The 12,926-nt window shown below is 63.7% G+C and carries 11 protein-coding genes; 6 read left to right on the top strand and 5 right to left on the bottom strand.

Going from position 1 to position 12,926, the window contains the following annotated elements; genetic code table 11:
• The first annotated feature begins 722 nt into the window (after positions 1-722).
• Positions 723-1,394, top strand: a complete 672-nt coding sequence (locus CAF53_RS26935; RefSeq protein ID WP_197707321.1) for a ferredoxin — start codon at positions 723-725, stop codon at positions 1,392-1,394.
• 383 nt (positions 1,395-1,777) lie between these two features.
• A complete protein-coding gene (gene rnr / locus CAF53_RS00700; RefSeq protein ID WP_100236983.1) occupies positions 1,778-4,087 on the top strand; it encodes a ribonuclease R in 2,310 nt (769 codons plus the stop codon).
• Positions 4,088-4,111: 24 nt separating this feature from the next.
• Here the strand turns inward: rnr and CAF53_RS00695 are convergent, their stop codons facing one another.
• Positions 4,112-4,567 carry a universal stress protein gene (locus tag CAF53_RS00695; protein WP_046763064.1) on the bottom strand — a complete coding sequence of 152 codons (456 nt, stop codon included), beginning with the start codon at positions 4,565-4,567 and terminating at the stop codon, positions 4,112-4,114.
• 205 nt (positions 4,568-4,772) lie between these two features.
• Between CAF53_RS00695 and CAF53_RS00690 the strand changes: the two genes are divergently transcribed.
• Genes CAF53_RS00690 through CAF53_RS00675 form a run of 4 tightly spaced genes read left to right on the top strand, consistent with a single transcriptional unit; the run spans position 4,773 to position 8,572 of the window.
• Positions 4,773-6,101 (top strand): pyruvate dehydrogenase complex dihydrolipoamide acetyltransferase, encoded by a 1,329-nt coding sequence (locus tag CAF53_RS00690; protein WP_100236982.1) that lies wholly within the window; start codon positions 4,773-4,775, stop codon positions 6,099-6,101.
• Entirely contained in the window at positions 6,101-6,511 is a 411-nt protein-coding gene (locus CAF53_RS00685) for an acyl-CoA thioesterase (protein WP_046763062.1), read from the top strand. The genes CAF53_RS00690 and CAF53_RS00685 overlap by 1 nt, the downstream gene beginning before the upstream one ends.
• Before the next feature lie 29 nt (positions 6,512-6,540).
• Positions 6,541-7,956, top strand: coding sequence for a dihydrolipoyl dehydrogenase (lpdA, locus tag CAF53_RS00680; RefSeq protein WP_100236981.1), 1,416 nt, complete (start codon positions 6,541-6,543; stop codon positions 7,954-7,956).
• Positions 7,934-8,572: a phosphatase PAP2 family protein gene (locus tag CAF53_RS00675; protein WP_100236980.1), complete on the top strand. Its 639-nt coding sequence runs from the start codon at positions 7,934-7,936 to the stop codon at positions 8,570-8,572. Before lpdA ends, CAF53_RS00675 begins: the two co-directional genes overlap by 23 nt.
• Here the strand turns inward: CAF53_RS00675 and CAF53_RS00670 are convergent.
• The 4 genes from CAF53_RS00670 to CAF53_RS00655 form a co-directional block, all read right to left on the bottom strand.
• Positions 8,546-9,964 carry a DUF2142 domain-containing protein gene (locus CAF53_RS00670; RefSeq protein ID WP_242443342.1) on the bottom strand — a complete coding sequence of 473 codons (1,419 nt, stop codon included), beginning with the start codon at positions 9,962-9,964 and terminating at the stop codon, positions 8,546-8,548. The two genes, CAF53_RS00675 and CAF53_RS00670, sit on opposite strands and share 27 nt — an antisense overlap.
• Before the next feature lie 360 nt (positions 9,965-10,324).
• On the bottom strand, positions 10,325-11,272 hold the full coding sequence (locus CAF53_RS00665; protein ID WP_046763061.1) for a hemolysin family protein: 948 nt from the start codon (positions 11,270-11,272) through the stop codon (positions 10,325-10,327).
• A gap of 18 nt (positions 11,273-11,290) precedes the next feature.
• A complete protein-coding gene (gene ybeY / locus CAF53_RS00660; RefSeq protein ID WP_046763060.1) occupies positions 11,291-11,791 on the bottom strand; it encodes an rRNA maturation RNase YbeY in 501 nt (166 codons plus the stop codon).
• A 20-nt stretch (positions 11,792-11,811) separates the two neighbouring features.
• Positions 11,812-12,831, bottom strand: coding sequence for a PhoH family protein (locus tag CAF53_RS00655; RefSeq protein ID WP_100236978.1), 1,020 nt, complete (start codon positions 12,829-12,831; stop codon positions 11,812-11,814).
• Positions 12,832-12,926 lie beyond the last annotated feature (95 nt).

Here is a 12,926-nt window from a genome sequence, read left to right as displayed (position 1 = left end):
ATAACGCAGTGCCCCTCTACACCTATGTCATGTCATACATAGGCACGACCAAAGTGTCCCAGCATAAGCATAGCAATTATTCGGGGTTTCTGCTCACGCCGATTGCGGAGGCCTTTCCTAACCTCAAACCGGCGTTCGGCAACCTCATGCGAATGCGGCCTGAACCCGTATCAGGTGCCGAACGGACATGGACATGCCGCCGAGAAATATCAGGCGAGGATTTTACTCTGCATGTTATTGAGACGCGCAGCTAACGACCATTTTTCGCCGCTCAACGTCGGCCTGCCCCTGCGCGAAAGCGGATATTCTCGACCCACTGTTTCCCTGATATGCTCGCGCAATGGGCGTCGGTATGATCCTGTTTGCCATATGGGCCATTATTATATTTCGACTGGCTTGGAGGCAGCGGATGCTGTTTTGGGCAATCTGCTCGCTGACGCCTGCGCTTGCCGTTGCAACCGGATACTATTTTGACATTCAGAGCGGAGCGGACGACGCGTTTGGCATGAGGCCAGCCACCCAGTTGCTCTTCGTCAGCATATGCTTTGTAATCGCCAGCAGCGGTATACTAAGCATGCTGATGAGCCAGAGCCTTTCGCGTAGGCAATGACAGGTATGCATCGGTAAGAGCTGCCGGTCAGCCAGCGACCAATGACGGCCAAACTGGCGAGCTTCCAGCATTCCCGATAGCTGCCGTTTGCAATCGCCGTTATCGTCTCGTCATGGATACTGAAACGCGGTGCTCAATGATACCTGGCAGTGCAGGAAAATCGTTTTACGTCGAACCGGATTGCTGCCTGCTGTGCGGCGTTCCAGAGTCGATCGCACCCGAACTCTTCGAGACGGGAGAACAATATTGTACCGTGAAGCGCCAGCCCGCGAATGCCGCCGAGATTGATAAAATGGTGCGTGCTATGTGGTCTAGTGAAGTGGGTTGCATCCGATACTCCGGGACAGATGAACTGATCCTCAAGAGGTTGGGTAAAGCAGGGATGTCGGGATATGCTGATGATCTGAGAGCAGCCGAAGCCGTACCCCTGAAACGGGATCGCGTTACATTCATTCCACCAGCCTCCCTTGTCGAAACAACCGTAGCCGCTACGATTGCGGAGCCGTTCCGCCGCCATCTGAGGGAAGAAGGAAACATTGTTCTGCCCGCCTTCTTAGGCCGCAAAACTGTTCGATTGTCTTGGTATGGGCGCCAATTTCATTCGGTCAGATTTGAATACGCTCAAAGGGAACGGGCTATGATCGCAACCCTCAAGTCGAAGAATGCGTTGGTTGGCCTCGCATGGCTCGTTGACGCCTGGCTTCGATCTATTGGTGCCACAATGATCGAGTGGCGCACAGACGGTAGCGCCTCGAACGACGAAAACCGCTCGACCCCGATCTAGCTAAATTACAGCATGACCGCTTTTCGGTGCGCCTGCTCCGAAACCCGACCGTCTCGAACCCACCCTGAACGCCCCTGAGGGCGTTTATTCGGTGTCCTTGCTGCCGAATACGCGGTGGATCGCTTCCCAGAATAACGCTGTGCCCATTACTCCCGCTGCTGCAAGGCGTTGGCCATCAAACAGCAACCAACCTGCCAATGCGAGTGTAAAAACCCAAAGCGCGATAATCCATGGCTTCGTCATAGGTCCGGGCCTACAGCGAATTGCGTCAGCTTACCACCATGCCTCGCTCAACAGCGGACCATCTCTTTTCCACCCAAATCCACCGCCCGAACATTCCGCAGGCACTGGCGCGGTCCGGCGGGTCTCCCTATAGCTGGTCCATGGCATCGACCGAAAAACAGAAGAAATCCGCATCTTCCCGAACCAAGGTGCGGCCCGCCGGTTTTCCGACGCGCGAGCAGGTCATGGATTTCATTGCCTCTTCCGACCAGCCCGCGGGCAAGCGGGAAATCGCGAAAGCCTTCGGCCTGAAAGGCGCGGAGAAGATCGCGCTCAAGGCGCTGCTCAAGGACATGGCGGATGAAGGGCTGATCGACATCGGCCCGGCGCGCGCCTTTCACAAGATGGGTGGCGTGCCCAAGGTCACGGTGCTGCGGATCGTCGATGTCGACGACACCACATTGATCGCGACGCCCGAGCGGTGGGAGGCAGAGGGACAGCCCGCGCCCCGGTTGCGGGTCGTCGAGCGGGGCAAGCGCGGCGCCCTGACCATCGGGGACCGCATATTGGCGCGAACCGAGGAGGCCGGGCGCGGCTGGGTCGCGCATCCGATGAAGAAGCTCGCCAAGGCCAGCGAGGAATTGCTGGGCGTGGTGGAGGAGGGCGAGGGCGGCAAGCTGTGGTTGCGGCCGGTCGACAAGCGGATTCGCCGGGATACGCCGATTTCGGACGCGGGGACGGCGAAAAAGGGTGATCTGGTGCTGGCGGAACCTGTGGGGCGGCCGCCGCGGATCACGGCGCGGGTCACCGACATATTGGGCGATCCCTTCGCGCCGCGCAGTTTCAGCCTGATCGCCATTCACAAACATGGCATCCCCCATGTCTTTTCCGAGCGGGTGGAGGAAGAGGCCGTGTCGGCGTCCGGTATCGCCCTGCATGAGGAGAAGCGGGAGGATCTGCGGCATTTGCCCATCGTCGCCATCGATCCGGTCGATGCGCGGGACCATGACGATGCGGTCTGGGCGGCGCCGGATGACGATCCGGCCAATGCGGGCGGCTACAAGGCGATCGTCGCGATCGCCGACGTCAGCTATTATGTCCGGCCGGGCAGCGCGCTGGACCGGGAGGCGAGGAAGCGCGGGAACAGCGTCTATTTCCCCGATCTGGTCGTGCCGATGCTGCCGCATCAGCTTTCCTCCGACATGTGTTCGCTGCGGGCGGGGGAGGACCGGGCGGCGATGGCCTGCCACCTCGTCCTCGACGCTGCGGGCAAGGTGAAGAGCTGGCGTTTCTCCCGCGCGGTGATCCGGGTGGCGGCGGTGCTGGCCTATGAGGATGCGCAGGCGGCGATCGACGGCACGCGCGAGGAACCTCTGCTGGAGGATGCGCTGAAGCCGCTCTGGGGCTGCTGGGTGCTGCTGCGCAAGGCGCGGGACAAGCGGGAGCCGCTGGCGCTGGACCTGCCCGAACGGCGGGTGGTGCTGGACGAATTTGGCAAGATCGTCAGCGTCGCCGTGCGCGAGCGGCTCGACGCGCATATGCTGATCGAGGATTATATGATCGCCGCCAATGTCGCGGCGGCCAAGGCGCTGGAACAGAAGAAGGCGCCGGTCATGTACCGCGTCCATGAGCCACCGAGCCGGGACAAGCTGGTGGCGCTGAAGGATTATCTGGCGACGTTCGACATCGAATTCGCGCTGGGACAGGTGGTGAAGCCTTCCACCTTCAACCGCCTGATCGAACGCGTCGGGGAGGCGGAGGAAAAGCCGCAGATCATGGAGCAGATATTGCGCAGCCAGACCCAGGCCTATTATACGCCGCAGAATATGGGGCATTTCGGGCTGGCGCTTGGCTCCTACGCCCATTTTACCTCACCGATCCGGCGTTATTCGGACCTGTTGGTGCATCGGTCGCTGGTGGGCGCCTATGGGCTGGAACTGCCCGCGCCCAAGGGCGGCACCATCCCCGACCGGACTTCGCTCTCCGGCGAGGATATGGAGAATATGGGCCGCGTCGGCGAGATGATCAGCCAGCATGAGCGGCGGGCGATGGAGGCGGAGCGCGAGACGATCGACCGCTATGTCGCGGCTTTCCTGGCGGCGCATGTCGGCGATCTGGTCGAGGCGCGGATCACCGGGGTGCAGAGTTTCGGTTTCTTTGCGACGGTCGAGGGGCTGGGCGGCGACGGGCTGGTGCCGGTGTCGACGCTGGGCGACGAGCGCTTCTTCTATGACGAGGCCGGGCGCGCGCTGGAGGGCGTGGAGAGCGGGGACCGCTATACGGTCGGGCAGCGGTTGCAGTTGCGGTTGGTTGAGGCGGACCCGATCAACGGGGCCTTGCGGTTCGAATTGCCCGATGCGTTGCCGCAACGGCCGAGTTTCAGGAAGGACCGGGCGCGGCCGGGGATCAAGCGGGGGCGACCGGCCAATATCCGCCATATCGGGGCGAAGCGGGGAAAACACCGGCGGTAGGGCGTTTCAGGTTCGCATGGGGCGTCAACTCAGCCGATCGATGGCTTCGGCATCCAGGCCGCCGGGGATGATCATGATCGGGCAGGGCAGCTTGCCCGCATCGGCGCCCGCGAAGTGCGAGACGAGGACGCCGGGATGGCCGCTGGCGGCGGCACCCAATACCAGGGCGGCGACGTCGTCCATTTCCTCCAGCGTATGGCGCACGACCGTCACCGGATCGCCCTGGCGCACGGTGATGCTCGGGCGGATGCCGGATTCGTCGGTCAGCGTACCGGCTGCACTGGTGACCAGTGCTTCGGCGCGTTGCAGGGCTTCATCCTCCATGGTCGCCTGGACCCCGCCCCACTGGACGAACTCGGCAGGGGGGATGAGGGCGAGGATACGAACCGCGCCAGCCGTCTTGGCGGCGCGGCGGGCGGCGAAACGGAGTGCCGTTTCCGCCTCGGCCGATTCGTCTACGACAACCAGATATGTCCGCATGGCTTGCCCGTTTCCGCAGTTCGAAGCCCCTTTACCGGAGCGTTAAGTCTGGTTTGTTGAACCTATATGGTTACACGCGAACCAGTCTGGTGAAATGTGGCCCAATATCGGGCTTTGCGCAAGGCATGGCCTTGACCGCCCCGGCTAAAGCGCCGAAACGGCTGTCATTGCCCCACACGCGATAAAGATGAGAGGCCCCCAGTTCATGAGCAAGACGATCCAGATGCCTGCGCTGTCCCCGACCATGGAGGAGGGGACGCTGGCGAAATGGCTGGTCAAGGAGGGCGACACGGTTTCGTCCGGCGATCTGCTGGCCGAGATCGAGACCGACAAGGCGACGATGGAATTCGAGGCCGTCGATGAAGGTGTCGTCGCCAAGATTCTGGTCGCCGAAGGGTCCGAGGGGGTGAAGGTGGGCACCATTATCGCCATCATCGCTGAAGAAGGTGAGGACGTGTCGGCAGCGGCCGCCGGCAGCGCTTCCCCAGCACCCAAGGCCGATGCGGTTCCTGCCAAGGCGCAAGCCGCGCCTGCTTCTGCCGCACCTGTCTCCGCCACCGTCGCGCCGAAAGCCGACTCCGTGCCAGCGAAGGCGGCGTCCGATGGCCGGGTGAAGGCCAGTCCGCTTGCGCGCCGTCTTGCCGAGGCGAAGGGCATCGATCTGGCGACCATATCAGGGACCGGCCCCAATGGCCGCGTGGTCAAGGCTGACCTGGAGGGTGCCGTACCCGCGGCCCGGGCGGCTGCCCCGGCTGCTGCACCGGTTTCGGCCGCTTCGGCTCCCGCCGCTTCGGCTCCGGCCGCCGCGCCCGTGGCTGCGCCCGCCGCCGCGCAGGATTTCGGCATTCCGCACGAGGTCATCAAGCTTAGTGGCATGCGCAAGACCATTGCCCGTCGCCTGACCGAATCCAAGCAGCAGGTGCCGCATATCTACCTGACCGTGGATGTGCAGCTCGACAAGCTGCTGAAACTGCGGGGCGAATTGAACGCGGGGCTGGCCTCCCGGGGTGTCAAGCTGTCGGTCAACGACCTGCTGGTCAAGGCGCTGGGCGTCGCGCTGATCCAGGTGCCCGAGTGCAACGTGCAGTTTGCCGGTGACCAGATGCTGAAATTCCAGCGCGCCGACATCTCGGTGGCGGTATCCATCCCCGGCGGCCTGATCACCCCGATCGTCACCGAAGCCGACAGCAAGGGCGTCGCCGCGATCTCGACCGTGATGAAGGACCTTGCCGCCCGCGCCAAGGACGGCAAGCTCAAGCCCGAGGAATATCAGGGCGGCACCGCCTCGCTCTCCAACATGGGCATGTTCGGCATCAAGCAGTTCGAAGCCGTCATCAACCCGCCGCAGGCCATGATCATGGCGATCGGCGCGGGCGAGAAGCGGCCCTTCGTCATCGACGACTCGCTCCAGATCGCGACCGTCATGTCGGCGACCGGCAGCTTCGACCATCGCGCCATCGACGGGGCGGACGGCGCCCGCCTCATGCAGGTCTTCAAGGAGCTGGTCGAAAATCCGATCGGCATGCTGGCCTGATGTCCAGCAAGGTCGACGAGCTGCCACCGCAGGAAAGCCCGGCGGTTCGCGTGATCGCCATGCCGGCCGATACCAATCCCTATGGCGATATTTTCGGCGGCTGGCTGATGAGCCTGATGGATTCGGCGGCCGGTTCGGTCGCGGCGCGCCACAGCAAGGGCCGGGCCGTGACCATCGCGGTCGAGGGCATGACCTTCCTGCGTCCCGTCGTCGTGGGTGACGAGGTGTCGGTGTTCGCAACGCTGAAATCGGTCGGCCGCACGTCGATGCATATCGCCGTCGAAGCCTGGCGGCGGACGCGTCATGACGACCGGTCCTATCGCGTGACGCAGGCGACCTTCACCTTCGTGGCGATCGGTGAGGATCGCCAGCCTCGTTCGGTGCCGCCCTTCACCCCTCCGGCGGCGTGACCTAATTTCATTGAGAAGCGAGTTTGATCATGGCTGAGAATTACGATGTCATTGTCCTGGGTTCGGGGCCCGGCGGCTACGTGGCGGCGATCCGGGCTGCTCAACTGGGGCTGAAGACCGCCATCGTCGAGCGCGAGAATCTGGGCGGCATCTGTTTGAACTGGGGCTGCATCCCGACCAAGGCGCTGCTGCGTTCGGCGGAAATCTACCATTATATGCAGCATGCCAAGGATTATGGCCTGGCGGCCGAGAAGATCAGCGCCGACATCGAGGCGGTGGTGAAGCGTTCGCGCGGGGTGGCCAAGCAGCTCAATCAGGGCGTCACCCACCTGATGAAGAAGAACAAGATCACCGTCCATATGGGCGAGGGCAAGCTGATCGCGAAGGGCAAGCTGTCCGTCACCAAGGACGGCAAGGCCGAGGAACTGACGGGCAAGCATATCATCATCGCGACCGGCGCGCGCGCCCGCGACCTGCCGCAGCTCAAGGCCGATGGCAAGCGGGTGTGGACCTATCGCCATGCGATGACGCCGCCGGAAATGCCGACCAAGCTGCTGGTCGTGGGTTCCGGCGCGATCGGCATCGAATTCGCCAGCTTCTACAATGATATGGGCGCGGACGTGACGGTGGTGGAGATGATGGACCGCATCGTGCCGGTCGAGGACGCCGATGTCTCCAACTTCCTCGAAAAGGCGTTGAAGAAGCAGGGCATGACCATCCACACCGGCGCGAAGATCGAGAAGATCGCGACCGGCGACAAGGGCGTGACCGCGACCATCAAGGGCAAGGATGGCAAGGATGTCACGGACGAATATAGCCATGTGATCGTCGCCATCGGCATCGTCCCCAATGTCGAAAATCTGGGCCTGGAGGATGTCGGCATAGAGCCGGACCAGCGTTTCCATATCAAGACGGACGCCTATGGCCGCACCAATGTCGATGGTTTCTGGGCGATCGGGGACGTCACCGCGCCGCCATGGCTGGCGCACAAGGCGAGCCATGAGGGTGTGATCGTCGCTGAATCCATCGCGCAGGCGCTGGGCAACAAGGATGTGCATCCGCACGCCATGGACGTGCGCAATATTCCTGGCTGCACCTATTGCCATCCGCAGATCGCCAGTGTCGGCCTGACCGAAGCCAAGGCGAAGGAAGCGGGTCATGAGGTGAAGGTCGGCATGTTCCCCTTCATCGGCAATGGCAAGGCGATCGCGCTGGGCGAGGCGGAAGGCTTCACCAAGACGGTGTTCGATGCCAAGACCGGCGAATTGCTGGGTGCGCATATGGTCGGCGCGGAGGTGACCGAGATGATCCAGGGCTATACCATCGGCAAGACGCTGGAGACTACGGAAGCGGAACTGATGCACACGGTCTTCCCGCATCCGACCATTTCGGAATCCATGCATGAAAGCGTGCTGGCCGCTTATGGGCGTGCGCTCCATATCTGACCGGCGCAAAGCCATGGCAAAAGGCGCGGGAGCTTTGGCCCTCGCGCTTTTTTGCGTTCTGGGGATCGCGCTGGTTCAGCGGCAGGGGCTGCTGGACGCGATGAACCATGGGCTGATGGGCATGGCGGGCCGGGCGCGGGACAGTGCGATAGGGGGGAGCGTCACCTGGCTCATGCAGGGGGCGTCCGCGGTCGGGGGAACGGCGGGGCGGCTTGTCCTGCTGACGGCCTGTTGCGCGATGCTCTGGGGCCGGCGGCGGCGATGCGCATTGTGGCTGCTGTCGGTGATGGCCGGGGGCACGTTGCTCAACCTTGCGCTCAAACAGATATTCGCGGCGCCCCGCCCCGATCTTCTGCCGCATCTCGACATGGTGAACAGCTACAGCTTCCCCAGCGGCCATGCGGCGGGGAACATGATCTTCTTCGGGGCGCTGGCGCTGCTGTTCGGGCGGCGGGCGGGTTATGCCGGTGCCGGGCTGGCGATCGCGCTGATCGGAGTCAGCCGGGTGTGGCTGGGCGTGCATTGGCCGAGCGATGTGCTGGCGGGATGGATCGAGGGGCTTGGCTGGCTGGCGCTTTGCGCGGTCTGGCTACCAGCGCGGCGAGGGCAGGATTAGCGCGCGTTCCAGGCTGCGATGCGGCGGCATGCCGTCGGCGGTGACGAAGCCATGGACCCAGAAGCTGTCGAAGGCCGTGGCGGCTGCGATGAGCAGCAGCAGGCTTGCGCCCGCCGCAAAGACCGCGCGGGCGCCGTATATCGGATCGGCGGGCATCAGCGCGAGCAGGACCAGCGGCAGGATCGGCAGGAAATAGCGCCCCTGCGTGCCCTGGATATAGTCGGCGCCAAGCGCCGTGCCGGTCAGGTACATGGCGGTTTCGATCAGTAGCGCGGTGCCGATCGCGATCGTCAGCCACCAGAGGCGCTGACCCAGGGAAAAGCGCATCTCCGATCCGCTGAACAGCGCGCCGATGAGCATGAGCACGGCGAGCGGATAGGCCAGCAGCGGCAGCAGGATGGCGTTCCAGCCGAAGCGGCCGACGGTCTGGAGCGCATAGACGGGCGCGCGTTCCGTGACGCTGGTGGCGAGGACGTGCAGATAGGCGAGCGGCGAGTGGGTGATGACCGCCAGCTGGTCGGCGAGCGGCGCCGTGGTGACCATTTCGCCGGTCTTGCGCGAGACGATATGATAGAGCGCCTGGCTGCCGCCGGAGAGTTTCATCCACAGGATGAAGGCGATGGCACCCAGGACCATGGCGCTCAACAGGAGCAGCGGGCGCAGGTCGCGGCGGTCCTCGGGCCAGCGCAGGCCGGCGGCCATGAGCGGCAGATAGACTCCCTTCGCGAGCGCCAGCAGCGGCGCGGTCACGATCAGCGCCAGGCCGCGCCTTTCGGTCCAGCCGGTGAAACCGGCGCGCAGCGCGAGGGCGAGGCCGAGGAAGCCGAGGCCGTTGATGACCGCATCGGGCGACAATGATCCGCCTTGATAGGAAAAGGTCGGCAACAGCGCGATGGCGAGTAAGGCAGGACGGCCAAAGGGGATGAGGCGGAGAGCCAGGCCGAGCATGGCCAGGCCGAACAGCGCATTGGCGATCCGGCCGCCATAGAAGGCGCCGAGGCGGGGCAGGCCCATATTGTCGCCAATGGCGAGGCCCAAGGCCGCCGGAGCATAGAGCGAGGGCGCGTAACTGGCGACATTGGGGAAATCGGCGAAGCGGCGCTGGCCGAGCTCGGCTTGCCCGGCGGTCCATGCCCGCGTCAGCATGGTCCGGTCGAAGCGACGCGGTTTGGGAGAGGCGCCGGTCGGGAAATGGACATCGTGCAGGTCGATGGCGGCGGCGGGCAATTCGGCGCCGATCTTTGCGCCGCGCCGTTCGGTCAGGATGTGGCCTTCCGACAGCATCAGCGCCTTCATATAATGCTGATTTTCATCGGGCGCCTGAAAGGGCGGGGTAATGCAGGCGAAGAACAGGGTGGCGAGGCAGACCAGCGCCAGCAGCCACTTTTCCATGGCCGTCCAGGGGCCTGGGATCAAGGTCGCGCGCCGCGCCTGGGGGGATGTCCGTCTTTCCTGCCGCATCAGGGCGCTCTAGCGCCAAGCCCTTAATATTTCCCAGCCAATGCCGATCCCGAGCGGTTCATTTACGGATATTGGCGCTCGCCGGGCCGGCGTTGATATGGTTGCTGGAGGACAAGGCGGCTCAGGTCGAGCGAGGCGCGGTGTTCCGGGCATCTTTCATGCTTTCGCGGTTCGAAAGACTTTCCTGAAAGGCGACGGGGCTGAAAGGCGGCAAGACCCCGGGTCGAGCCCGGGGTGACAAGGGGAAGTGGAAGCGACGGAAGGGCCCGCCGTCGCCGAGGTTCAGGCTTTTCAGGATTCTTCCTCGATTTCCTTCGTTGCTGGCGGATGGAGCCGCAGCCGGGTGACGCGGCGGCCGTCGCTGGCCAGGATTTCGAGTTTCCAGCCGCTTTGCCCGTGCTCGACGATTTCGCCCGGTTCGGGCACGCGGCCCGCGATCACGAAGGCGAGTCCGCCCAGCGTATCGACATCTTCCTCGATGTCGGCAAGCTTTTCGTCGATTTCCTTGGCGACATCCTCCAGTTCGGCGCGGGCATCGGCTTCCCAGAGGCCGCCTTCCAGCGGGACGAGCATGGCCTCCGGCTCCTCGTCATGCTCATCCTCGACCTCGCCGACGATTTCCTCGACCAGATCCTCGAAGGTGAGCAGGCCTTCGGTGCCCGAATATTCGTCCAGCACGATGGCGAGATGGGTGCGTTTCGCGCGCATTTCCGCCAGCAGGTCGAGCGCGCCCATGCTTTCGGGCACGTAGAGCGGCTGGCGGATCAGCGGTTCGAGGCTGTCCGGGACCGGTGCCTTGCCGGCCATGATCGCGAAGGCGTCGCGGATGTGGATCATGCCGACGATGGTGTCGAGATTGTCGCGGTAGACGGGGATGCGGCTATGGCCGGCCTCCGCGAACAAGGCGGCGAGATCGGCGAAGCTCGCCTTTTCCTCGATCGCGATGATGTCCGCGCGGGGAACCGCGACGTCGTCGACCGTATGTTCGGAAAAATGGAGGAGGTTGCGAACCATCTGGCGCTCGATCGCCGACAGGTCGCCCTTGGCAGGATGGGACGTGCCCTCATCCTGCTGTTCCTCATCATATTCGTCGAGCGCATCCTCCAGCTCCTGGCGGAGGCTATGGCTCTCTTCTTCTCCAAAGAGCAGCGATTTCAGGCCGCTCCATAAACCGCCTTCGTGGCTACTACTGTCCGGTTCCTTGGAACCGTTGCCGTCCTTCGGACTGCCTTCAGCCATGTTCGTCCATTATCCCTGTTAGCGATCCCCGTAAGGATCGGAAATGCCGAGGCTGAACAGCGATTGCGTTTCAAGCGCTTCCATCGCTTCGGCCTCGGCGTCCTCCATATGATCATATCCCAGCAAATGAAAAGTCCCATGAATGATGAGATGCGTCGCATGGTCGGCAATGGAGATGCCTTTTTCGGCAGCCTCGGCGGCGCAGACCCCCTCCGCCAGCACGATATCGCCCAGTATCACCTCACCATCATCGGTGTTGGCTGTGGCCTCCAGCAGGTCGGACTGCACCATCGGGAAGGACAGGACGTTGGTCGGCTTGTCCTTGTCCCGATAGGCGCGATTGAGCTGATGGACCTCCTCGTCGGTGGTGAGTTTGACCGCGACCTCGTACAGCGCCTCGTCCGTGGTGAAATTGGCATAGGGGCTGTGGCTGATGGCCGAAACCACGGCGCGTTGGGCAAGCAATTCCCAATCGGTATCGGGCCAGCCCTGTTCATGGAGGACGGCGACTTCAATCATTTTCCGGAAACTCCACGAAATCAGGCATCCGGGCCTTCATAGGCCTGGACGATGCGGCCGACGACCGGGTGGCGGACGACGTCGCTGATGCCGAAGGGCACCACCGAAATGCCCTCCACACCCTCCAGCCGGGTGACGGCGTCGGCCAGGCCCGAAATGCCCGGCTGCGGCAGGTCGACCTGGCGCGGGTCGCCGCAGATGACCATGCGGCTGCCCTCGCCGAAGCGGGTGAGGAACATCTTCATCTGGGCGATCGTCGTGTTCTGCGCTTCGTCCAGCACGATGAAGGCGTTGGACAATGTGCGGCCGCGCATGAAGGCGAGGGGGGCGATCTCGATCTCTCCGCTCGCGATGCGGCGTTCGACCTGCTCGGCGGGGAGCGTGTCGTAGAGCGCGTCGTAGATCGGGCGGAGATAGGGGTCGACCTTCTCCTTCATGTCGCCGGGCAGGAAGCCGAGGCGCTCGCCCGCCTCGACGGCGGGGCGGGAGAGGATCAGGCGGTCGACGCTGCCGGTGATGAGCTGGCTCACCGCCTGGGCGACGGCGAGATAGGTCTTGCCGGTGCCGGCCGGGCCGAGCGCGAAGATGATGTCGTTGCGGGTGAGCGCTTCCATATACGTCACCTGCGTCGCGGAACGCGGGACGATGGTCTTCTTGCGCGTGCGGATCATCACCTTGGGCGGTTCGGCCACGTCATGGCGGATGATGCCGTCCAGCGTCGGTTCGGCGGACATGGCGATGACCGCTTCGACCGCCCCGGCGTCGATTTCCTGTCCGGCGACGATGCGGTTGTAGAGCCCGGTCATCACGTCGCGGGCGCGGGCGGCGGCTTCGGCGTCGCCCTCGATCTGGAGCTTGTTCCCGCGCGCGGCGATATAGACGCCGAGGCGGTTTTCGATGGCGACGAGATTCTGGTCATATTGGCCGAACAGCGCGCCCAGAAGGTGCGGGCGGTCGAAGGTGACTTCGAGACGGGCGCGTTCGGCCCGGGACCGTTCAGCCAGTTCGGTACGATGGTTCTGGTTCGGTTTCTTCGACATTCAGCGGCCTCCCTGTTCACCTGTCACACTCGCATGGGCGAGTATCCATCTCCTTCTCGTTGCGCCTGGCGGACAGGTTCGGAGATGGGTTCCCG

The sequence above is a fragment of the Sphingobium sp. LB126 genome (assembly GCF_002795205.1).
In the GTDB taxonomy this organism is placed as follows: domain Bacteria; phylum Pseudomonadota; class Alphaproteobacteria; order Sphingomonadales; family Sphingomonadaceae; genus Sphingobium; species Sphingobium chungbukense.
This window is presented reverse-complemented; position numbering and strand designations above follow the sequence as displayed.